The organism is Candidatus Brocadia sinica JPN1 (assembly GCF_000949635.1).
Lineage (GTDB): Bacteria > Planctomycetota > Brocadiia > Brocadiales > Brocadiaceae > Brocadia > Brocadia sinica.
Genome location: NZ_BAFN01000001.1, coordinates 3,820,784 through 3,843,360, shown reverse-complemented (window position 1 = coordinate 3,843,360; position 22,577 = coordinate 3,820,784). Strand labels below are relative to the sequence as shown.

The window sequence follows — 22,577 nt, the reverse complement described above, 5'->3', positions numbered from 1 at the left end:
CGTGTTTATCAATAAAAAAGAGATTATTCTTAACATCAACAGAATCATCTTTTCGAGCCTGGATATTCGGGATGTTTACCAGACAATGAGTCGGGAACTTTCAAAAGTAATTGATTTTGACCGACTGAGTGTTACCCTTATTACGGAAGATAATAATTTATACGAGAACTTTGTGCTATCAAAAGATTATGAATATACAGCACTCAAGGAAGGTGTCTTCTATCCCATGGAAGGAAGCCTGATGAAACGAGTCGTGCAATTCCGCGAGCCCGTGCTCGTTGATGACACATCGAAAGGCCGTTTTCTTACTGATACCGTATTGTTTAAAGAAGGAATCCGTTCAAGGCTTGGATACCCACTTGAGTATAAAGGAAACGTAATAGGCAGTGTAAATTTTGGGAGCAAACGAAGGGACTATTATTCAAAGAAGCATATCAATTTTTTCTCACAAATTGCCCCTCAGTTATCTATGGCAATTGAGAATACTCGGTTATTTAATAAGATTAAAGAAGCAGAGGAAAAATACAGAACAGTTATCGAGAGTTCTCCGGATATTATTTTTGAGTGTACAAGGAACGGAGAGTTTTCTCTCATGAGTCCCTCGGTGGAAAAGATCACAGGATACTCCGTAGATCAGTTTTATAACAACCGTGGCTATGGACTCTCCTTATGTCATGATGAGGATAAGGAAAGGGTACAGCATGAAATCCTCCAGATATTACATGGATTAAAAAATAGTCTGATGGATCTTGAGTTTCGGGTTATTCATAAACAGGGGCAGATGATATGGTTATCCATCGAAGTGCTTCCCATTAAGGAAGGGGATAACGTCATTGGCATCGAAGGTTTTTGTCGCGACATCACGGAGAGGAAAAAATTGGATGAATTGAAAGATACTCTGATTCGCGATGTCACACACGAGCTAAAGACCCCTGTTGCAAAGATTGAAATGGCTATTGATATGTTTGAACGTTCTATGAAGACAGGAAATACCAGTATGTTTGCAAGGGGATTTCAAATTCAAGATATCCTGAGAAACAATGTCAATCGTCTGAAAAACAGCATCAAAAATATCCTTGATATATCCAAATTAGAATCGGGAATGGAGCCATTAAAATTATCCGATGTTTCACTCATTGACCTGGTGAAACAAATTATTAACGAAATGGCAGATACTGCCGGTAAAAAAGGGAATGCTCTCATTCACCGGCTACCTTCCGATATTCCCGTTATTCATGCAGACCGGGATAAGATGTATCGCCTGATAATCCACCTGGTGGATAACGCCATAAAGTTCACAGAACATGGGAAAATCAGCATATCAGCAAGGGTACTCCCGGATGCCATAGAATTAACGGTAGAAGACACAGGCAAGGGATTGGATGACGAAACAAAAAAACGGGTATTCGAAAAATTTTATAAAGAAATACCTTCAGCATATGGATCAGGAATCGGTCTTGCTATCTGCAAAAATATTGTACAGATACATAAGGGCAGGATTTGGGTTGAGTCTGAAGGAAAGGGAAAGGGGTCGCGGTTCAAATTTACCTTACCAATAACTGCAGAACATAAATCAGGTTCTATGAATCAGCCTGGAATGACTGCACAATAAGAAAACAGAGATGTGATAAAAAATATGAATATTGAAATCCGGCATCGACGCCCCTTCTGCCCGGAGATAAAAACAGTGCAGAAAATTTCGTTTGCACCATACACGTATAAAAATTTTTTCAAAGGAGTTGGAGAAGAATGAAAGAGTTATTAATCATGGAAGACGACCTGGAAATGCAGGAATTTTATCAGGACATGTTGCAAGGGGAACAATTTGCCGTTACCCTTGCTTCAAATGCGGATGAGGGGTTGAAAAAAACGAAGGAAAAAAAATATGATTTGATAATCCTGGATATTTTGATGGAAGGGATTACCGGTGACAGAGTTTTTGCGATGCTGAGAAAAGACAGCCGGTACAGAGAAGTGCCTATTATTATGGCCTCAGCACTTGATGAAAAAACGTACCGGTGCTTTCAGGCGTTAGGAAATGTCTCATTTTTGGAAAAACCGTTTAATAAAGAAAAACTTTTAGCTGAGATATCAAAAAGACTGGAAAACCACAAATAATGAGAAAGGAGAAATGCAATGAAAAGAGTCGGGCACTGGAGTAAGAACCCAAAAGGAATATTTTTTGATGAAAGCCATACGCTGAAAACATATTGGGATGAGGAAAAATACTGTTTCCGATGCGGAAATTGCAATACAGAAGTTAAAGAGGGTGTCGTTTGCAAATGTGCAAAAAAATGAATACCATATCTGTAGAGACGTATGCAATACGTCTCTACCTTATTCTGTCTCTTTTTTCAGTCTTTCGACCACTTCCCTGATGACCTTGCTTGCTACTTCAATTTCGTCCTTATATGGCGCAGTTTCATTCGCTTCTAAAGACCACAGAACCTTCCCATTTTGTGTATCAATGCATTCTGCCGTAAAAGACACAACTCCCCGTTCGTAGACCGGCATACTTGATAAGTCAAAGGCATGTATCTTACCAATAACCACTGCATCCACCTTCAATATCTTTCCCAGGGCTTTGTAATCCCTCTGCCTGACCAGTTCCGACTCCACGTCACCTCCGCTCCTTATCTTACCCTTGACCTCTGAGCGCGGTAAAATTTCAAATTTATCCCATCCTGATAACTCACTAACCATTAAATCCGCAAGTATCTCTCCTGCATCCGGATTACTCATTGTTTTTATGAAAAAACCATTCACTGCCTTGTCCTGGATAATTTTATCATCAAAGCGCATCACGGCCACGGTCTTTATATCACGAGAAGAAATATCTAAGGCTACGTCTATCACACTCGTGGAAATTGTCTTACATCCAAGACATAAAATACATAACATCAGGGCCAAAGATATCGTTAGTCTATTCATAAACCCTCCGTAAAAGCCCAATTCTTTTTCCCCCAATTCCATTTGTACTGTCCCCGCTATCTCTCACAACCCACTTATCTCCATCCAGCAATATCACGGTATATATACAATTAAGCCTATACAACTCTTTTATAAAAATATATTTTCATGAGGTCAATAAAAAACTATAAAAATATTTACTGTTCATTCAGTAACAAACTCAGTTTTATCTTGCGAATATTCCCTGAAGGGCTTATATTTACAGTAAAAAGAGTTATTACTTTGAAAAATCTGGTACGCATGGTGGTAAGGTCTTTGAGCTAACAAAAAAGCGTATTATTTTTATACTATATTGCCATTGAAAATCCATTAAGAGCGGTAAAGGTTTGATAATGAAGTATTTTTTGTCGTTATTAATAGTATGTCTAGCATCTTCCTTGAGCTATGGCCAAGCGCAGGAAATCCATGAAAAATTTCAATATAAGGCATCACAATTTTTATATGAAGAAAAATGCTCAAAATGCCATACACTTGAGCGAGTATTCGCGGAACCTAAAACTAAAAATGAATGGAGAATTTGTATCACTCGGATGATGGGAAAAAACCCGTTATGGATTACAGCAGAGGAGGGCGCACTGATAATTGATGAAATCGTTAATGGAAGAAAGGATACGATAGTTGCAACATCTCAAACGAAAAAATACGCTGACGTCCAAGTACTTTTTATTGACCGGTGTACAAGGTGTCATACAGTAAACAGAGTTTTGAAGCAAAACAAGACAAGAGAAGAGTGGCAGGAAACTATATTGCGGATGCGCGACAATGCACCTGAATTATTCCTGGATGAAGACATTCCGATCCTTACAGAGTACCTTACCGAAAGGGGGAAAATGATGCGAGATGATGTAGCTGCTCAGATCATGGTGGAAAAATGCCTTGTATGTCATGAAGTGGGCAGGATCCTGTTAGAGCGAAAATCCAGGAAGGGTTGGGAAGATTGTGTTGTAGATATGCGTGTGCTGGCCAGGCAAAAGTTTCAAAAAGACTGGTTCAGCAGTGATGAATTCAATCTCATCGTTGATCTGCTTGTAAAGACGCAGGGGTCTTGAAAAGATTTATTTATGGCCTCATAATTTCGCATTCTGCGCGAAGTTCACTTCCTATACTTCGTAGTCATTTTGCCTTGTAAAAATAAGCCTTTCGTGGTATATTTCAAATTAAATCCTTTAAGGAAAAAACGAAAATGTTCAATAAAAAATATTCGTCTCCATATCGTATGCGTTTATAATTCCACTTTACCCATGCAAATACTAACGTAATTCTCAAATATGTAGAATTGATGTACGAAATGTTTGCTAAATACAGTATGATGATTGTTTTAGAAGTATTAAAATGTGTCTGAAAAAGATCTTAGATAAAGCGAATAATTAATAAGGTTGGGTTAAACGAACAGAGTGGATCAAATGAACTTTTTTGCTTCAAAAGTGGGTAAGAACTGTTATAAATTGCCATTTTTTGCACTTGTTTTGTCGCTTTTTAGCTCATAAAGTAGGGAATAAATCTCACGAAATAGGGTGAAATTGCCCATTTGGCCCAGTCTGAAAGTGAAGCCCAACATTCTTTATGCTACGCAACTTGTGTCTGGGGTTTTAAATGAACCTTAAACTTATTGAAGAATTTTCGAATATTATTGTTAGTTACTCCATCTCTGAGTATAAGCATTAAAAGCATCTGTAGAAATAATTACTGAAATTTAACGAAATATATCTTATGAAAATTACCTTTCTCGTACCACCACCCATTGATGGAAATATTCCTGAACGGGTTGCCGGTTGTGCCTATTTGCTCTATTATGTCCCAAACATCTTTCTCCTGAGTGCTGCCGCCATCCTGGAAAAGGAGGGTTATAAAGTTAAATACATTGAAACGACAATCAAAAAGTGGGATAGGGGACACTTTCTCACATTTTTGAAGGAAGATTTAAGTGATGTATATTGCTTCTATTCTGTTAATCTCTCTCAAAAAACCGATATGCAGGCACTCATGGATATTCGCGAGATAAGAGGGAAGGTACCAATCGTATTTTTTGGCCCTGCACCATCCGACAGACCTGGAGAATTTGTTATAGATGAAGACACCTATGTTGTCAGAGGTGAACCAGAATATACCATGCTTGAGCTCGTGAAGGCCTTAGAGGCAAAATCAAATATTAGAGGTATAGAAAGCGTCTCTTTTAGAAACAATGATGAAATCATTCATAATGTTAACAGGGAACCGATAGAAGACCTGGATGCGATCCCCTTTCCAACCAGACACCTCCTGGAAGAAAGGGATGCCTATTATAATCCGAAGCTAGGAAAAAGGCCCTTTACGGCTGTTTGTACATCAAGGGGTTGCTCGTATCGGTGTATCTATTGTGTTCCATCTTCTTTAAGCTTCTCGCGGGAACTTGAATACAAACACCATGTTGGTAGGAAACCACCAGTGAGAAAGCGGTCACCTGAAAATATTATCGAAGAATTCAAATTGCTAAAATCTCAAGGTTACAAGGCTGCAAATATTCAGGATGACCAGTTTGTATGGGGAGAAGAACGAACTGTAAAAATATGTGAAGGAATCAAAGACCTGGGTATCGTGTGGGGTTGCTCTGCAAGGTCAGATCATCTAAATGAGCCTATTGTGAAGGCCATGGCGGAGGCACATTGCAAGTTTATCGATCTCGGCGTTGAATCATTTAATCAAGAGATACTGGATTATGTCAGGAAAGACATTGATGTCAGGAAGAATGAAGAAGCCATAAAATTGGTCAAGAAATACGGTATTAATGCAAAGATCAATATCATGTTTGGCGCATCTCCACTGGAGACAATGGACACCATAAAAAAGAACAGGGAAGAGGTCAAACGGCTGAAGGTTGACCAGGTCATGTATAATATCGCCAACCCTTTCCCCGGTACGGAATTTTATAAAATTGCCAAAGAAAACAAACTCTTTGTTTATGGAGATTATAAGCCTGTCAATGTAGCAAAGGAGGCCAATATCGCCTATCCTCATCTTGGCAAGGCTGACTTAGAAAATGCCGTACGACGTGCCAATTTTGAATTTTTTTTAACGCCCCGTTTTATTCTGAAAAACATACGGCGATTAGGTTCCCTGGATTCCTTAAAGGCCATCTTCAGAAAGCTCTTTTAGAGACATGATTTTATGTACAACAACTCCCAAAAAAGTATACATATTTTTCATCCTCCCCTGCACTCCTCACGTCAAACGAGGGGAATCCTGAGCTTTCTGGACAGTTCCAAAGATAGAGAAAAAATTCCCTCTCCCACAAGGGGAGAGGGCTAGGGTGAGGGGATTTTTGATGAAATTTTCCATCCTCGTTCCTGCATACAATGAAGAACAACCCATCTCATCCTGTCTCAATTCCCTCACTTCGCTTACTTACGGCGATAAGGAAATCATTGTTATTGACGATGCCTCGACTGATAGTACTGTTCAGTCTGTAGAGAGATTTTTGGATAAAGGGGTAATTTTGGCCAGGCGGAAAAAAAACGGCGGAAGGGCTGCTGCCCTGAACTCCGGGTTGCAAAAGGCTACAGGTGACATTATTATCACAACGGATGCCGATACAGTTGTACCCGCTGATTGGTTACAAAGGTTTAAATCACATTTTAAACGACAAGGTGTCATTGCAGTAGGTGGAGCTTATCAGTCTCATAACAAGGATAAACCATTGGCAAATGCGACGAGTGTCCTGGATCAAATATTGAATGGGGTCTTTAGGAAGTCGCTTGTGCCCAATAAGCTGTCTGGCGTAAATTCAGCTATTCGTAGAAATGCACTATTAGATTTAGGAGGTTTTAACGAAAATTCATGGTGGAGTGAGGATTCTGAGTTAGGATGGAAATTACGGAGGGTAGGTACGGTTGTTTATGATCCCAACAATATTGTGAGTACCCAATATCCAGATACATGGTCAGGTATCTGGAGGAGAAAGTTTTACTGGGGATATGCAATGGGCCTGAAATTTCGTGAACAAATGCCATTTAATATAAAACTATGGATACGACCTATGTTATTCATGGCGCTTTTTCTAAGCCTCTTAACATTTCTGGTAACGATACCGTATGGAATACGCATGTATTTCGTGCCAGGTTTGATCTTCTTACTTTTATTAAATTTATTGACACTCATTTACGTTCCATTAGGTGCCGTCGTTATGGCTAGAAATAGAGATCGTGCATCGTTAAAAACATTACCTGTGCTTGCAGTTTTACCCCTCGTACGTGAGTTTGCGTATGTATTTGGCATGTGTCTGGGTTTTTGTAAAGGCAGGGTGGGTTCAATAAAGCCTTCGTGGAAGGAAAAAACAAACTACAAAGATACAGAGGACACAGAGAAAAAAATATTAATTTAATTATGATAAGAGTGAACGGCTGTCTGCCTTACTTTACGAAGGACAACTTATGACAAAAAAAACCAAGAAAACAACAAAGGGACTTTCTTACAGAGATGCTGGTGTTGATATTGACACAAAAGGTCAATTTACCACAGATATTTACTCAAAAATGAAAACGACCTTCAGTCCGAGGGTAATTGAAAATCCTGATGGATTTGGCGGACTATTTGCGCTAAATTCTCGACTTAAGAAATATCGCCAACCCGTACTCGTCTCCTCCACCGACGGTGTGGGTACCAAATTAAAAATTGCCTTTATGATGAATAAACACGATACCATCGGAATCGATCTTGTGGCCATGTGTGTAAATGACATCATTGTATTGGGGGCAGAGCCCCTATTTCTCCTGGATTATCTGGCAAGTAGCAAGATTGTACCGAAGGTCCTGCACGAAGTAATAGATGGTATTGCAGAAGGATGTCGCCAGTCAGGTTGCGCCCTCATTGGCGGTGAAACACCAGAAATGCCAGGGTTTTATCATGATAGCGAATATGACATCGCAGGTTTTGTGGTTGGTGTCGTTGAAAAGGACAAGATTATCAATGGCAAAACAATAAAACCCGGAGATATGGTGATAGGTTTAAGTTCGAGCGGTATCCACAGCAATGGGTTTTCTCTTGTAAGAAAGGTTTTCTTTGACAAAGCAAAGATGAAAACAACCCAGAGTCTTAGTAAATACGGATTGAATACTACCCTGGGAGCAGAATTGATAAAACCAACTAAAATCTACGTGAAATCGATTTTGAAAGTGTTGAATAAACATAAGACTAAGAAGATCGTAAAGGGGATGGCTCATATTACAGGGGGCGGGCTCCTGGAAAATATACCTCGTATCTTACCGGAAGGTTGTGCTGTTCAGCTGGAAAGAAATAGATGGGACGTTCCGAAGATATTTGACATCATCCAGAATGTAGGTGGCGTTAATGATCAGGAAATGCTTCGTGTATTTAACATGGGTATTGGGATGGTATTGATGGTATCCAAATCAGATGCCGAAACTCTCTTAGATGATCTTAGACATGCAAAAGAACCAGGAATGGTTATTGGTGAAGTTACGAGAGGAGATAGGATTGTACACATTGTATGAAAGAATTTACTCAATACCTTAACGTGGCATAGCCACAACAAAATTGGGAAAAAAGTTTTAACACGGTAACAGTTATGAATATAGACATGGATAAATTTGAGGAAGGCATCAAATTCTTCAATGAAGGGAATTATTTCGAAGCCCATGAAACATGGGAAGATCAATGGCGTGGTATTGAAAACTCACCCGAAAAATATTTCATTCAAGGATTGATCATGGTTGCGGTAGCACTCCATCACTACAAACGGAAAAATTATATCGGAACTTCAAGACTTCTCGAAAAAGGCATTAAACTTTTAAAAAAATTGGAAGGGATAAAAATAAAAATTGATCTGGATGATTTCCTGAAAGAGATAGTCACGTTTCAGGGAAAAGTTAAGTCATCCCAAAAATGCATATCAGATAAGGAACTCCCAAGAATTAAAAGACTATAGAATGGTTAATATTTTAACGCTAAGGAACGGTAAAATGGCAAAGAACTATATTCATGTTTTAAAAATATACCTGCAATGGCTGATAATATTGGCAAGACGGATTTTATCTCTCTGTCAGTTGGCCTTTACAGGTTTATCTTTTGCTGTTGCCGTAGTTTGTAATTTCAGTATCTCAAGCTGCCCTTGCCGCGCATAATCAATTGCTTCACCCAGTATACGTGCGGCTTCTTGTGGAGCGTGGAAACCCATTGAATTTTCTGCTGCCACAAAGTCCAGTCGCCACTGCGCCTTACGGTGTAAGGTTTGCGCCGCTTTCAATTGTTCCTCAGGTATACCAGATTCTTGCGCCCGTTGTACATCATGAATAAGGGCAACCACCGCGACCTCAGCACGAACCATTAAGTCTCTTGTGCGGTCCTGAATCAATTCAACACGCGACTTAAGTTCCGATTCGCTAAAATGATGACAGGTTTGACATGCATTGGAAACGTTCAATAACGGACTGCGCACATTGTGGTCGCTGATTTTGATTGCTCCGTCCCGTTTGTAAGGCATATGGCAGTCCGCACATGCCACACCGCTACGGGCATGAATCCCCTGACTCCACATTTCAAATTCAGGATGCTGGGCTTTGAGTACCGGCGCACCGGTAGCTTTGTGAGTCCAATCTTTAAAGCCCGTTTCATCATAATAGCCTTCGATCTGGTCTACCCTCATACCTTTTTGCCAGGGATACGTTAAGAGTTTCCCTTCGCCTTTAAAGTAATACTCAACATGGCATTGGCCACAGGCAAATGAACGCATCTCCTGTCGTGTCGCCATCACATTAACATCATACTCAGCTTTACGCCCTTCTTTACGCCAGCGTTCAATGCTGGGTAAATGGGGTAATGGATAATCCGATCTGGCTAACTCTCGAATCGCATTGAGAAAGGCAGGCCTGGTAACGCGTAATTGCATGGTCTCCGGATCATGGCAATCAATACAGGAGACAGGATGGGAGACCATCTTGCGCGCCTCATCATATGGCATGGCACAGACTATTTCAAAACCTTTCATAATTTGCTCTTGCCGATGTGCTTTATCCGCAGGTATACCTGCCTGAATGCCAGCCTCCCGGTAAGCAGGCAGGACAGATGAATGACAATGCAGACATGCGCCCGGTTGTTTGACAATTTTAATCCGTTCCGTTATATCCTGATCAGAGAGCATGTAGGCATGGCCCCGATCCTCACGATAATCCACACCAAAGGCATAGCCTTTAAAGATTTCACGCCAGTGCGGGTCTTCTTCAAGCTTATTGAAGGCATCACTTCCACCGTGTCTGGTCCGTTCTGTATCGACTGTCCGGCGATAACCATCGTATTGACGCGGGTAATTTTTACCCCAGATAACAGGGTCAACGGTATCCTCAGTCACTTCCACCACGCGAAATACATGCTGCTTCGCCTCTTCTTTGCGCCGGGTAACGTTTTTTAACAGAAGAATAACTCCCACCGTTGCAACTGCAACTACAACAATTATTAGCAGATAGAAAATCTTCGTACTAGCTCGAAAATGAACTGGCGATTGACGATTCATGGCTTTGTTTCTCCTCAATCTAGCGCGACGGACCGTGACCGACGCTGCTGTGACAATGGATACAATCCAACATTTGCCTATCGTTGCCCGGGTGAGTAGCTATCTCGCTCACGAACTCCCCGTGGCAATACAGACAATTCTTTTGTAAAATGGCACGGTTTTTTGACAGGATCCGAATTGGCTCACTGAAATCCTGCAAGGTAAAACCCTTCGAATGCCAGAAACCGTTTTTTAGTTTTGTGATATATTTTGGCACGAACTCATGTGGTATATGGCAATCGTTGCATGTTGCAACGGCATGATGACTCGCTTTTTGCCATCCATCATATTGTTCACGCATGATATGGCAGTTAACGCAAGCCTTCGGATCGTTCGATAGATAGGATGCCCCATTTGCATAGTAAAATGTGTATCCGCATAAACCGATAAATATTCCCACACAACAACACAGGAAAATAATGCATAAATTTAAACCCGACAGAATTCTCATCGTTCCTCACATTTTTGAGTTGGTGTGAATACACTGAATTTTTTGTGCTGTGAAAGATTATTAACTACTTTTTTGGTAAAAGCGCAAGAAAATAATCTGATTTATTTGACAAGCAATAGCATAATATCCATCACGTTTGTTTTTGTTGGGCCAGTAACGATCTGGTCATTCAACCCTTTAAAAACGAATACGAATTATTATCGTCAAGATATGCTTCTGGATGCTAATCTCTTTGCACGCGTAACGGTAACACCATCTGCAATGGCCCCGGCAGCATCCGTGTTTCCGTCTATACCATCAGTACCCGCGCTGAGAACAACCGTATTTTCCAATCCGTTAATCTCGATTTGCTACGGGAATTCTGTGAAACAATTTATACTTCTTCAAAATCTTTTCACAATCTAAAAAGGTGCTGTGGTCTGGCGATATCAGTCCAGATGCAATGGTATCAAGTTGATTATCCACTACATCTGATAATATTAGTGATGCGATCTTAGCCTTACACATTTTTACTAAACGCCCTCCTTTTACCTGCGAAACATGCTTCCGTACGGCAACTCAAATAAAGCCGACCCACCTCCAGAGATCAGACATATGACAGGATCGCTTTCCCTTGCATCTCTTAAAAGATGAATGATTTCAATTGTGCCTTTTATCCCTGACTCGTCCGGAATCGGATGCCCTGCCATATTAATTTTGACAATCCTGCATGGAGCATCATAACCATATCGTACATTAACAATACCCGCCTTTATCCTTTCCCCCAGCAATTCTTCAAGCGTTACAGCCATGAAACCACTAACCTTGCCAAATCCAACGACATAAATATCCTTATAAGTATTAAGATAATACACCATTTTCCCCATTTTCAGGAAACCACCTGCGAGACAAATATGCCTGCGCATACAAACGTCAGTCTCTACCGCTCGTAGTCCTGCATAAAATATTTCTCGCGCATGTGTCTGTACAGGATTCAATTGCTTCATCATAAAAAGGTAATAGTAAAATTCTAAATAGGCGATAACAAAAAAGGGTTAGGTAACATCCATTACCCAACCCCTTTCGAACAGCAATTAAGGCTTCTGCTATCCCTTAACCGACTGGTGCAAAATCTCCTGTAGGACTGCCATCGTTATTATATATTGTCGGCATGTAGAACGTGTTTTCTGCTGCCTGATCTATCTTCTGGTTGCACTTTGGACATCGCCTGTTGTGAGGGCCCCTGCTAATAAATTTTTTCCCACACATGAGACAACTTCTTTCCGCCTTGTCAGTATAGACATTTTTTAGAGAAAGGTTTTTTTCATTGTATTTTTTTAAGGTTTTACGCTTTGATTTTTCTTTATGCTGGACACTCATCATGAACTCCTCAAAAGGTTAGGAAAAGTAAATTACAATCGATTTACAAAACAAAACTCTGTACAATATTGTTCCAAATATTTATATTTTGACATATTCAATCCACAAACAAAGACAGCCTTACTGCAAAGATATTCTATGAAACATCTTCGGCAGTAAGGCTGTCTTTATATTTTTCCTGTCATAGCAGGAAAATATTTTAAAGATCCTTTACTTTGCGTCCCCTGGTTACCCAGGGTTTGCCTTTATCTGAAAGTATACTATGATTTATTGAAAATAGCTTTTATTTAGCAATTATTTTAATCTTATAACGTTCTATGTCAAGGAAAATATTACAAAGCCGTAAATCGACCTAACCTGCCGGAAAATATGGCCTTACCAGTTTAACCCTTACAAAAATATTTACACTGATGTTTCACCATTCTTCCCGCTTTATAATACACCAGAATTTTCATGAAAAATTATTGTTTTTCCTTGTATTTCAATATATAAAACGTATAATACGTAAACTTGAATTGATGTGAACAGTACTAAATTCATCAACGGGGCGTAGCGCAGTTTGGCTAGCGCGCCTGCCTTGGGAGCAGGAGGTCGGAGGTTCAAATCCTCTCGCCCCGACCACTAAAGCAGCTGCATGATCGCCCCCCCCCTTTCACTTTATACTTATAGATAAATTTTTGGATTAGATCTACGATGCCGTCTCTGCGTGTATTTCAGTTTTACGCTATGCAAAAAAGCTGCGCCTATATAAAATACGACTTACCTATTTTGATTTTTTAGATTTTCCTACTTTTTTTGAAACGGCCTTCTTGACTGCCTTCTTTTGTTTTGGTATAGCCGATGGACGGCAAAGCATGTCGCGTTTGGAGGCAAGCCGACCACATGAATCACAGATGTACTTTAAATTAACGATCTGAGGTGCACATACGTGCCGGGGATCACCAGTTACTGTACCGCAAAATTTGCAACTAACAACCTTCTTGGCGGGTACTGGATTACAAAGGTGACCTTTATTTGTCGTTACCAAACCACATGTCTCACACGTATAAACATTTTCCATAACGCCCCTCTCTTTCTATCCGGTTTGTTCCTGATTGGGTTTATATAACATATCAATGCATTTTACCACATCTTCTTCATTTTGAAAGACTTTTCTGAGAAAGGGAATAGCCTCCTTAACATTCCCTTTTTTTAAAAATACCAAACCAAGATTACCATACGCGGCCATTAGTTGTTCATCTATTTGAATAGACTTCTTGTATTGCTCAATAGCTAAATCGTAATTTTCATTCCTGTAATAAACTGTTCCCAAATTATTGTGAAGTGCCGCATTTTCGGGATTACTATTTATGAGTATCTTATATTCTGTTATTGCACGACTAAAATCGCCCTTCTGTTTATACGCCAGCGCAAGAGCGGCTCTAATCTCATAATTGGAGGGATATTCATTAATTGCCTGATTGTAAATTGCAATGGCCCTGTCATATTCCATTAAATCAAAGGCCCTGTTTCCCCTCAATAAGAAACGGATGTCAGGCGGGGTATTTGTTGCCCAGCACCAAACAAGCGTTGATAAGGTTATCAAACCCACGGTCAAAAACTTTCTTTTTTGTTGGATAATTTCTGACATAGGTACGTGCTTACGCTCTAAGTATCTCATAATGAAAATACCCAGGCATAACCCCCATGCAGCGCCAAGAAATGTCTGAAAACTCCCCAGCCACTTTTGGGTGTAATACGCAACAATTAATCCACAGAAGATAAGGAAAAAGTCGCAATACCAGCCATAATTACCTTGCCTGGGAATCAACCATTCAATTCGACGGGTAATTGAAATCACATTTAACCCCCATCGGTAACTCAACGTACCATTTGGACAGGCATTTTTACAGGCAAGGCAGCGAATACAATTTGTATTTACGACAGCATTGTGCTGAGCAATCTCCTCATGCACCGGGATTCCCATAGTGCAACTCCTGGTACAGATCAGACAGCCCTTGCACTCATTAACCTTTCGAATACGCCAGAAACTGAAATTATCAAAGAACGCAAGCATGGGTGCCCAAGGGCACACGTATCTACAAAATGCCCTCGATCCCAGAAGATAGATAAACAGAAAGGCATCAAATACGATAAAGGATACGATAATGAAAGGATTTCTTGGAAGATCTACGGTCATTACCTGCGTATCATTGAATCCTATGCGAAACTGGGGATAACCGTAAATAAACCAAAATTCAAAAATTACCATTAATGTTTTCAGAAGAAAGACGTATTGGATGATACTTGCTTTGGAGTGGATGATTTGCGGATTTATTCCAACTTTATGAAGAATTTTTAAGGCAAGTTCCTGAAAGAAGGCAAAGTGACATCCCCACCCGCAAAATAGCCTCCCAAAAAAGATCGTTAGAAATATTACAAAAATGAAAAATGCAGCCGCGGAATTTAGCAAGCCCATTCCGAAAAGGCTAACAATTCCATTCAAACTAAATGTCCCGACTTTTTGATAGCCAAATTTATACCATAGAATGACATGGACAGCGATTAATACGTTTATCAAAAACAGGACTAAGAATCTTTTCTTATTGACGTTCATAGTCACAGCTTGAGCGACATAATTATCCGTACTTATAAACGATGATAAGACTATTCAGTCTCATCATTAATATCATCACTATCTTCCATCATCAACGTGATCTTCGAACTTCCCGAGTTCTTAACACCCACCTTGTATGTATAAAAACCTGGCCTGCCAAGTGTGTCATCAATATATGCCAAAAATGTGCTTTCTCTGGGAATGGTAAACTCCGCATCTTCTTTTCCGCTCCTGATGCCGGAAAGCTCAAAGGTGACTGTCACATCCTTGTCTCTGTTGCTATTATTGACGATAACAATTCCCACATAAAATCTGCTGAACGTTGGATATTCATATTTAAGAGGTATGGGTTCTGCTGTAGGTTCATCTGATGTGGCGAATGCCCCCATCACTACCAAAAAGTCCGATTTGGTATTTTTACTAATAGCAACGTTTTTTATGGCATATCCTCGAATATTCCACCGGGATCCTTTACCTGTTTTACCAAATACCTCCGACTGCAGTGAAAACAAAAATAAAACTGAAATTGATAACAAAAATACTTTGAAGGACGCACGTTTTGTTTTCCAAATCCTTTTATACATCTATCGTCTCCTTTGATTCGCAAAGTGGCATTGGGTTTGGGATTCCAAATTGAATGTTATAAAAAGCGTGAAACACTTTATGCATGATTGCAGGGAGATTTCCATTGCATTTTCAGCTGCCGCTAAAGTACCCCCAAGGGGATTTGAACCCCTGTCTCCAGGCTGAGAACCTGGCATCCTGGGCCGCTAGACGATGGGGGCATTATATATGCAAGGAAAATAAGAATATGCAAATTCTTACAAATTGCGCTTATAGAAAATACTATATTTATTTTATGATGTCAATAAAAATTAACCTTTTTTGCTAGATTTCTAAGTGTTTTGATATTTTCTGATTTCCTTTGATTCTACCAGTATTTACAGGGTTTTCAAGTCGATTTTATCTCTTGTTTCTTTCGACCATTTTTGATATGTTTTTATGATTAGGTTCAGAGAAAGTACGACATAAGTTTCATGTAATGATCATGTAACTGAGGGTTCACCATGAAGCGAACCGCAATAATTCTTTGCCTTTTAATAGCCGGATGTGGAACCGTCACCGGGTCTAGACAGGAACGCAAGACGATTGATATTTATGACACCCAGGGCAAGATCAAAGAGCATGTGGTTATTGAAAACGGATATATCACGATCTATGATAAGGATTGGAAGACCAAAGAGCACGGTAGAATTGCCTATTAGAAACGCATTCTAGACGTCTAGAAATGATTCCGAAGGGTTTCCACGTGGGTAAGGTCAATGAAGCGTGTCCAAGTGGCAATTTGCTTATTAAACACCGTGATTTTAGCGGTTAAATTAACAACTAAGGGATAGCCTGATCAGCGAAAAGCCGTTGTCCTGGACGGCCTGCCCTTAATTCTACTTTCCAGGGGGGATTACTTCAGGAGGTATCCGATGGGAAATACAAGTGACGAAGTAAGGTTATTGGACGAAGAAATTAAAGGAATTCAAGGGGAAATCAAATCTCTTGAAGTTATGTATGAAATCCACAGTTTACAGCAAACGTTAGACAAATATGACGAGATACCCGTAAGTGACGTTATTCTCTCTGCGACCGAAGAAAAGCTATTAAGCAAGCTTAAGGAATTGAGCTCACCACTTCTAAACTTTCCTACCGTTTGCGACCAACTGGAAGAATACAACAGAGAATTGGGAATTCTGGCAAGGTCTAGAGAAGACAAGTTGAATAAGATTATCCTTAATGAAACAACAACAAACACTACGGAAGACACACAAGGAAATAGCTACTTGCTAGATAATGCAAATACGTTGCACATAGGCGAGGAAACAATAAGGTTTCAACCGTCTCGCGCAGACCTTTTGAGGTTTATGATTAGAGAGACAGGAAGCGAAAAATTCCTAGAACTACAGTACATTTTAACTTACCACTATGGTATCGATACAATGAGTAAAACAACTTTATCCAAAAAGGAAAGACAGCCATTTGAAAAAGAGAAAAACGCAATTAACAAGCTATGCAAGGAAGCACTTCAAAAAGATTTAATCGTGAGTCTTGGCGATAAAAAATACACGTCTTCCATAAATATCAAACTCCCCAAAAACTCCCCAAAAGACTTCCCATGATTGACCTGAAACCCGCTTAAATACTGAAAAGTTTTACTCCCCAAAAACTCCCCATTTTGCAATCATAATACAGTTGGGGGTATATTTAGCTCCGCGATGACAAGTGTTTGTCGCGGAGCTTTTTGTTTTATAGGAGTCTAAAAATGGTACCAACGAAAACATTTAACCTAATACTGGCGTTCTCTACATACCGGGAACTTAAACATATCTCTATAAAAGAAGGTAAACCGATTTCCGAAATTGTCCGTCAAGGCATTGACCTTGTGTTGAAAACGAGAGCAGGGAGTCCGACCACAACGAAAGGATAAAATGAAGAAAAGCCAAAAACTCTTGCGTAAATTACTGGCAGGTTACAAAAACGAGATCGCTGGGAAGCCTTTCACGAAAAATCGATCACGGATCGTTAATGCTTGTACTTTCATTATTAAGGCGCTAAATGAATAAGACAGAAATTCTTAATCGGCTGGACAAGTCAAAATTTTACCAGGAACTAATCCCTTCCCTGGAGGTCAACGGTAAACCCGAAGCACTGGGGCTGTGTCCCTTCCATGATGATACAAATCCGTCTCTCTCCGTGAATGTTGAATCAGGGTTATTCAGGTGTTTTTCCTGTGACGCTAAAGGGGATATATTCACATTCTACCAAAGGTTTAAGGATGTTGATTTTCCGACAGCACTAAGAGAAATCGGGAAAATAGCTGGGATTGTCGAATCGGATATTAAGCCAAAAGTTGTAGCCACTTTCAAATACATGGATGAAGCGAGCAATGTTCTTTATCTTAAGGAACGGTTGGAACCTGGGCGTAATGGAAAGCGAAAGGAATTCGTTTTCAAACACTTGGAGGGCGATAGGTGGGCAATGGGTAGGGGCTGTGATCCTGCGCCTTACAACTTACCACAGATTACAAAGTCGAAATATTGCTTCATTGTCGAAGGTGAAGCAAAAGCCGACCTTCTAAACTCTTGGGGGCTGGTTGCTACCTGTCTTGATTCTGGAGCTAATTCACCTATCAAGAATGAACATATTGAAATACTCTCCAAGCTGGAAAAGGTGGTTATCCTTCCAGATAGTGACAAACCAGGCCGGGAATATGCTTCAAAGATAGCCAGCGTATTACACGGCAAGGTCGGGGAATTGAGGGTTGTTGAATTGCCGGGACTCTCTGAAGCTGAGGACGTGCTTGACTGGTCAAAAATACCAGGCAACAACAAAGAAAAGCTGATTGAACTCGTTCAAAATGCTCCTGAATGGATGCCAGATAAAGGGGAAGCAGCATCGGTGAATCAGCCAGAAACAAATAAACCAAAAGTTTTTAACTGCACAGATTTGGGTAATGCAAAACGGCTGGTTTCGCAACATGGCGACGTGATTCGTTATTATTATGCCCGGAAAAAGTGGTTAACGTGGGATGGTAAGACGTGGAGTATCGATAACAATGGGCAAATTTTAAGATTAGCGAAAAAGACCGTGCATAATATTTATCAGGAGGCTTACCTGGCTAGCGACCCCGATATAAGCAAGAGGCTGGGAAAGTGGGGAGCTAAAAGCCAGGGGAAAGATAAGATAACGGCTATGGTTTCACTTGCCGAAAGTGAGGAAGAAATCCCAATTCAGCCTGACGAGCTTGACACAAATCCATATCTTTTAAATTGCCTGAACGGAACGATTGATTTGAGAACGGGGGATTTAAAACCGCATGATCCTAAAGACTTCATAACCAAGATCATCCGGGTTGAATACGATCCGGCGGCACAATGTCCACAGTGGCTTGAATTCCTGGAAATGATATTCAATTGGAACTACGACCTTATTCGGTTTATTCAACGGGCGGTAGGTTATTCACTAACGGGGGACACTTCAGAACAGTGCCTTTTCCTACCATATGGGCTTGGCGAAAATGGGAAAAGTTCGTTTATTGATGCTATTTCAACACTGCTTGGCGACTATGCACAAGCAGCGGATTTCGAGACGTTCCTAACCAAGAAGAATGACGGCGGTACTAGAAATGACATTGCGAGGATGCAAGGGCGTCGTTTTATATCGGCTGTCGAGACTGAAGGTGAACGGCGGCTTGCTGAGGTGCTGGTCAAGCAACTAACTGGTGGTGATACGATAACAGCACGGTTCTTGTACGGTGAATTTTTTGACTTCAAACCAGAATTTAAGCTTTGGCTGGCCTGTAACCATAAACCAAATATTAAAGGAACGGATCATGCTATTTGGAGGCGTATCAAACTAATTCCTTTCAACGTCAAAATCCCAAAGGAAAAACGAATTCTGAAATCCAAAGTCATGGAAATGTTCACAAAGGAATTTCCCGGCATTTTGGCTTGGGCAGTTCAGGGTTCCCTTGAGTGGCGAAGAGGCGGATTGCAGACGCCTGAAGAAGTCCAGAACGCAACAAACCATTACCGTGAAGAAATGGACGTCATTGGAGCTTTCTTGGCTGAATGCTGTATTTTGACGCCTGAAGTTAAATCAAAAGCAAGCGACTTGTACGGAGCATATAAAAATTGGTGTGAAGCGGGCGGCGAATACATATTAAGTCAACGCAGTTTTGGGTTACGTTTGACAGAGCGAGGCTTGGAACGAGTAAAGTCTGGTGGAAATTGTTGGAAGGGCATCGGCCTCAAAATTGAAAAGTAGTACCCATAAGTACCCATAACGACCAATTTCCTATAACTTTTCTATAGTACGCTTCGCATAGGGGATTTTAGGGAAAATAGGGTACAAGGGTACTCAAAGGTACGGAATCTCAGGTGCAAAATATTAAAGAAATCAATACAAATGATAGCAAATAAAAACAAAACGAAAAAGAATGGAACACAAAACAAAACGAGTTTAGAAACATTTCTAGGTGGGCTTTTCAGAAATTGAACGTGATTTTCATGAAGAAAGGGCGACTATTATGCAATTTGATGGCGGTATGTGTAGGTCAGAGGCAGAAAAAGAAGCGGCAAAGTTAACTCAGCAGGGCAAGATTAAACCGATAGGTGAACCTAAACAGCAACAAGAACCACAAATCACAGGTTATGAACTATCCGAACGAATGGCGATTATGGGTGAGAATTGTGAACCAGACCAGACTAAACCGTATGTTACCTACTCAGGTGTGCTGGTCATCCCCTTCAATAGTGATCCTAAATATCATTATTGGAAGCCGGGCGGTCAATCCGTATGCACCACCTTAAAAGAACTTGGCAGGTGTGATCTGATTGAAAAATATAAATCTATCTATTGCAATTGAAAGCATTTTTGCACTTTGATTTTCTCTAAATGATAAAAAAATCAGATTTGGTCATTATCCAAGATACACGAGAACAAAACCCTTTGGTGTTTAAAAACGCAACAGTGGAGGTTATGGGACTCTCAACCGGGGATTACAGTTTGAAACATTTTACGGATAAGGTGACGATTGAGCGTAAAAGTTTATCAGACTTGCTAGGATCGTTGGGGGTTGGCCGTGAAAGATTCATGAATGAAATCCAACGTATGCGGGCATATGAGTATTCAGCTTTGGTTATTGAATCATCACTTACGAATATTTACAAAGGCGGGTGGAGAAGTGCAATCACAGCGGCATCGGTTGTCGGAAGCTTGCAGGCATTGAGTTCGAAATATGGGATACACGTTTTTTTTGCAGACAATTCGGGACTAGTAGCGGATATGGTCGAAGGACTTCTATACCATTTTTTGAGAAAACAGCATGAGTATTTGGAACGAATAAAACCTTACTTGGTTAACTCTTAAAAACTTTTTGGAGGGTAAATGTGGTGGAAGGCGTAATGCTTGGTGAGATCGTCAAAAGCGAAACGGACAAAATTGTTATCAGTGCAAAAGAATACAAAGGGCGTAAATATGTCGATATTCGGACATTCTTCCAGGGCGACGATGGGAATTATTTGCCAACGAAAAAAGGCGTTACCTTTTCGCCCAAATTTATCGAAGCTATGATAAAGATACTCCAAAAGGGAGTAGTTAAAACTCAGTGAAAAATTGCTCTAAGTCTTTGTGGGGCAAAAGGGGACATCATGTTGACACCCCTGGTTTGTCAGATTTCTGGCAGACCATATCTTTTTGTGACAAAAGGGGACATCATGTTGACACCCCCCTAACCCCCCTAAAATCCCCACAGGGTTAGACTTGTGTAGCGTGTTGCAGTCGTGTGCATTCGTTGCCAATGTTTTCAAACTTTTTTCTAGTAGGAGGATTTATGCGTAGGAAACCGGATAAATTGAAGGCGATGCAAGGGACGTATCGTCAAGACAGGGCAAAAGAGGTCGTTGATTTACCCGAAGTAACGGCAAAGCCTGAACCACCTTCATGGTTGGATGATATCGGCAAAAAGACCTGGGAGCGTGTTACGGCGGTTATGGCCGATGCAAACCTGTCCTTTGATGTAGAGCTATTATCGGCATTCTGCGACTGTTATTCCCACTTAATTAAGTGCAGTGAGAAGTTGCGGGCTGAGGGATATACGCTTATGAGTGATTCAGGGTTACCTAAAATCAATCCGACTGTAAACGCTTTACGGGAACTCCAAAAGACCTTAATTGAAGCTGGAAAACAATTGGGGCTATCCGTTGAGAGTCGAGCTAGGATGGGAATTGAGATAAAGAAGAACGAACCAGACGAATTAGACTTTTTTCTACAGGGGGTTAAATTGAGGAACCAAAAACCAGGGGGTGCTAAATGAAGCAAGATAAAGACTTAAGTAAAATCGTGTTTTTCAAAAACCATTTCGTGTGTTACCTATGCGAGGAGCTGAAACCGTCAAATAAACTTTACTGCATCCCGGAAGATCAATGTGTTTGTCTGTGCCAGGATTGCTTTGAAAAACATTATTCGGACGGTGATAACGTCCTAGTGGTAACGGCGGGAGTCTAAGCGGATAAAGAAAAAATCCTTTTTAGCGAATCAATGGAGGGCAAAGAATGTCAGAATTAAAAATTGTGGACACGGGAAATGAACTTCGGTTGTTGGGTATGGACGAAGCATCTAAGCTTTTAGGAATTCAAAAAAGCACGCTTTACGATATGACTATGAGGAGGGCAATTCCGGTGGTAAAGATCGGGCGATTGAACAGGTTTAAACTGTCCGACCTGGAAGCGTTTATCAACCAGAACCGACAGGAGGCACAATCATGACACCAGCGAGATCAATAAGGTTGGAGTGTAGATGGTGCAGTAATTGTAAAACGGTAGATTGCATAAGCAAAGTTTGCAAGTTAAAAGACGTGTCCTTATCCCCTCCAAAACGTATTAAAGCACATTGCCTTGATTGTGTGGAAACACGACAAGAGGTTAAAGAGTGTACAGGGAAATTACTCTTTGAAGACAGGCTTTATTATTTGCATTCTTACCGTATGGGAACGAATCTTAAGCGAAAAGGTATAGGAAACCAAAAACCTAGTCTTAAAGGGCTGGAATTTTACAGAAAACAAAGAACTCACGATATGGTTTTGGCATCTAAAAACGATTCGGAGGCTTTAG

Annotated in this window: 25 protein-coding genes, 2 tRNA genes, 1 pseudogene and 1 riboswitch; of the genes and pseudogenes, 18 read left to right on the top strand and 10 right to left on the bottom strand. The window is 40.5% G+C overall.

The window, feature by feature from the left end; translation table 11 throughout:
- The first annotated feature begins 1 nt into the window (after window position 1).
- From BROSI_RS17655 to BROSI_RS20110, 3 genes are all read left to right on the top strand, one after another.
- On the top strand, window positions 2–1,612 hold the full coding sequence (locus tag BROSI_RS17655) for a GAF domain-containing sensor histidine kinase (RefSeq protein WP_052565211.1): 1,611 nt from the start codon (window positions 2–4) through the stop codon (window positions 1,610–1,612).
- Between the two features lie 137 nt (window positions 1,613–1,749).
- Window positions 1,750–2,118 carry a response regulator gene (locus BROSI_RS17650; RefSeq protein ID WP_052565208.1) on the top strand — a complete coding sequence of 123 codons (369 nt, stop codon included), beginning with the start codon at window positions 1,750–1,752 and terminating at the stop codon, window positions 2,116–2,118.
- Between the two features lie 18 nt (window positions 2,119–2,136).
- A complete protein-coding gene (locus BROSI_RS20110; protein ID WP_157842615.1) occupies window positions 2,137–2,298 on the top strand; it encodes a hypothetical protein in 162 nt (53 codons plus the stop codon).
- 39 nt (window positions 2,299–2,337) lie between these two features.
- On the opposite strand, the gene BROSI_RS17645 is transcribed toward BROSI_RS20110, so the two are convergent.
- Window positions 2,338–2,931 (bottom strand): CsgG/HfaB family protein, encoded by a 594-nt coding sequence (locus BROSI_RS17645; protein WP_157842614.1) that lies wholly within the window; start codon window positions 2,929–2,931, stop codon window positions 2,338–2,340.
- 371 nt (window positions 2,932–3,302) lie between these two features.
- Between BROSI_RS17645 and BROSI_RS17640 the strand changes: the two genes are divergently transcribed.
- The 5 genes from BROSI_RS17640 (at window position 3,303) to BROSI_RS17620 (ending at window position 8,890) form a co-directional block, all read left to right on the top strand.
- Window positions 3,303–4,019, top strand: coding sequence for a hypothetical protein (locus BROSI_RS17640; RefSeq protein ID WP_082059307.1), 717 nt, complete (start codon window positions 3,303–3,305; stop codon window positions 4,017–4,019).
- A gap of 661 nt (window positions 4,020–4,680) precedes the next feature.
- Window positions 4,681–6,102 carry a B12-binding domain-containing radical SAM protein gene (locus BROSI_RS17635; protein ID WP_052565202.1) on the top strand — a complete coding sequence of 474 codons (1,422 nt, stop codon included), beginning with the start codon at window positions 4,681–4,683 and terminating at the stop codon, window positions 6,100–6,102.
- Between the two features lie 169 nt (window positions 6,103–6,271).
- Entirely contained in the window at window positions 6,272–7,327 is a 1,056-nt protein-coding gene (locus tag BROSI_RS17630) for a glycosyltransferase family 2 protein (RefSeq protein ID WP_052565201.1), read from the top strand.
- A 49-nt stretch (window positions 7,328–7,376) separates the two neighbouring features.
- The gene (gene purM / locus BROSI_RS17625) at window positions 7,377–8,456 is read left to right on the top strand and encodes a phosphoribosylformylglycinamidine cyclo-ligase (protein ID WP_052565199.1); all 1,080 of its coding nucleotides are present in this window, start codon (window positions 7,377–7,379) and stop codon (window positions 8,454–8,456) included.
- Window positions 8,457–8,530: 74 nt separating this feature from the next.
- Window positions 8,531–8,890 (top strand): DUF309 domain-containing protein, encoded by a 360-nt coding sequence (locus BROSI_RS17620; RefSeq protein WP_052565198.1) that lies wholly within the window; start codon window positions 8,531–8,533, stop codon window positions 8,888–8,890.
- A gap of 114 nt (window positions 8,891–9,004) precedes the next feature.
- On the opposite strand, the gene BROSI_RS17615 is transcribed toward BROSI_RS17620, so the two are convergent.
- From BROSI_RS17615 to BROSI_RS17605, 5 genes and pseudogenes are all read right to left on the bottom strand, one after another.
- On the bottom strand, window positions 9,005–10,471 hold the full coding sequence (locus tag BROSI_RS17615; protein WP_052565197.1) for an ammonia-forming cytochrome c nitrite reductase subunit c552: 1,467 nt from the start codon (window positions 10,469–10,471) through the stop codon (window positions 9,005–9,007).
- Between the two features lie 19 nt (window positions 10,472–10,490).
- Window positions 10,491–10,961 carry a cytochrome c nitrite reductase small subunit gene (gene nrfH, locus BROSI_RS19365; protein ID WP_082059306.1) on the bottom strand — a complete coding sequence of 157 codons (471 nt, stop codon included), beginning with the start codon at window positions 10,959–10,961 and terminating at the stop codon, window positions 10,491–10,493.
- Window positions 10,962–11,164: 203 nt separating this feature from the next.
- Window positions 11,165–11,293: an MOFRL family protein gene (locus BROSI_RS19360; RefSeq protein WP_157842613.1), complete on the bottom strand. Its 129-nt coding sequence runs from the start codon at window positions 11,291–11,293 to the stop codon at window positions 11,165–11,167.
- Between the two features lie 4 nt (window positions 11,294–11,297).
- Window positions 11,298–11,866, bottom strand: a pseudogene (locus BROSI_RS17610) (DUF4147 domain-containing protein).
- A 187-nt stretch (window positions 11,867–12,053) separates the two neighbouring features.
- On the bottom strand, window positions 12,054–12,323 hold the full coding sequence (locus tag BROSI_RS17605) for a hypothetical protein (RefSeq protein ID WP_157842611.1): 270 nt from the start codon (window positions 12,321–12,323) through the stop codon (window positions 12,054–12,056).
- Between the two features lie 145 nt (window positions 12,324–12,468).
- Window positions 12,469–12,574, bottom strand: a riboswitch (cyclic di-GMP riboswitch).
- 289 nt (window positions 12,575–12,863) lie between these two features.
- Here BROSI_RS17605 and BROSI_RS17600 point away from each other — a divergent pair.
- Window positions 12,864–12,941: transfer RNA gene (locus tag BROSI_RS17600), tRNA-Pro, on the top strand.
- Window positions 12,942–13,083: 142 nt separating this feature from the next.
- Here the strand turns inward: BROSI_RS17600 and BROSI_RS17595 are convergent.
- The 4 genes from BROSI_RS17595 to BROSI_RS17580 all read right to left on the bottom strand — a co-directional run bounded on the left by BROSI_RS17595 (window position 13,084) and on the right by BROSI_RS17580 (window position 15,701).
- Window positions 13,084–13,380, bottom strand: a complete 297-nt coding sequence (locus BROSI_RS17595; RefSeq protein ID WP_052565191.1) for a hypothetical protein — start codon at window positions 13,378–13,380, stop codon at window positions 13,084–13,086.
- Window positions 13,381–13,395: 15 nt separating this feature from the next.
- Entirely contained in the window at window positions 13,396–14,916 is a 1,521-nt protein-coding gene (locus BROSI_RS17590; RefSeq protein WP_082059302.1) for a tetratricopeptide repeat protein, read from the bottom strand.
- A 50-nt stretch (window positions 14,917–14,966) separates the two neighbouring features.
- Window positions 14,967–15,500, bottom strand: a complete 534-nt coding sequence (locus BROSI_RS17585; protein ID WP_052565188.1) for a hypothetical protein — start codon at window positions 15,498–15,500, stop codon at window positions 14,967–14,969.
- A 128-nt stretch (window positions 15,501–15,628) separates the two neighbouring features.
- Window positions 15,629–15,701: transfer RNA gene (locus BROSI_RS17580), tRNA-Glu, on the bottom strand.
- A 282-nt stretch (window positions 15,702–15,983) separates the two neighbouring features.
- Here BROSI_RS17580 and BROSI_RS17575 point away from each other — a divergent pair.
- From BROSI_RS17575 to BROSI_RS17535, 9 genes are all read left to right on the top strand, one after another.
- Window positions 15,984–16,181 carry a hypothetical protein gene (locus tag BROSI_RS17575; protein ID WP_052565186.1) on the top strand — a complete coding sequence of 66 codons (198 nt, stop codon included), beginning with the start codon at window positions 15,984–15,986 and terminating at the stop codon, window positions 16,179–16,181.
- Window positions 16,182–16,394: 213 nt separating this feature from the next.
- Entirely contained in the window at window positions 16,395–17,084 is a 690-nt protein-coding gene (locus BROSI_RS17570) for a hypothetical protein (protein ID WP_052565185.1), read from the top strand.
- A 143-nt stretch (window positions 17,085–17,227) separates the two neighbouring features.
- Window positions 17,228–17,392, top strand: a complete 165-nt coding sequence (locus tag BROSI_RS20105) for a hypothetical protein (RefSeq protein WP_157842610.1) — start codon at window positions 17,228–17,230, stop codon at window positions 17,390–17,392.
- A 128-nt stretch (window positions 17,393–17,520) separates the two neighbouring features.
- A complete protein-coding gene (locus BROSI_RS17565; RefSeq protein ID WP_052565183.1) occupies window positions 17,521–19,731 on the top strand; it encodes a phage/plasmid primase, P4 family in 2,211 nt (736 codons plus the stop codon).
- A 211-nt stretch (window positions 19,732–19,942) separates the two neighbouring features.
- Window positions 19,943–20,332: a hypothetical protein gene (locus BROSI_RS20895; protein ID WP_052565181.1), complete on the top strand. Its 390-nt coding sequence runs from the start codon at window positions 19,943–19,945 to the stop codon at window positions 20,330–20,332.
- A gap of 29 nt (window positions 20,333–20,361) precedes the next feature.
- Window positions 20,362–20,835, top strand: a complete 474-nt coding sequence (locus BROSI_RS17555) for an ERCC4 domain-containing protein (protein WP_052565179.1) — start codon at window positions 20,362–20,364, stop codon at window positions 20,833–20,835.
- 20 nt (window positions 20,836–20,855) lie between these two features.
- Window positions 20,856–21,077 (top strand): transcriptional coactivator p15/PC4 family protein, encoded by a 222-nt coding sequence (locus BROSI_RS17550; RefSeq protein WP_157842609.1) that lies wholly within the window; start codon window positions 20,856–20,858, stop codon window positions 21,075–21,077.
- Between the two features lie 221 nt (window positions 21,078–21,298).
- Window positions 21,299–21,781, top strand: coding sequence for a phage terminase small subunit P27 family (locus BROSI_RS17545; protein WP_052565175.1), 483 nt, complete (start codon window positions 21,299–21,301; stop codon window positions 21,779–21,781).
- A gap of 238 nt (window positions 21,782–22,019) precedes the next feature.
- Window positions 22,020–22,232: a helix-turn-helix domain-containing protein gene (locus BROSI_RS17535; protein ID WP_052565171.1), complete on the top strand. Its 213-nt coding sequence runs from the start codon at window positions 22,020–22,022 to the stop codon at window positions 22,230–22,232.
- Window positions 22,233–22,577: the final 345 nt, after the last annotated feature.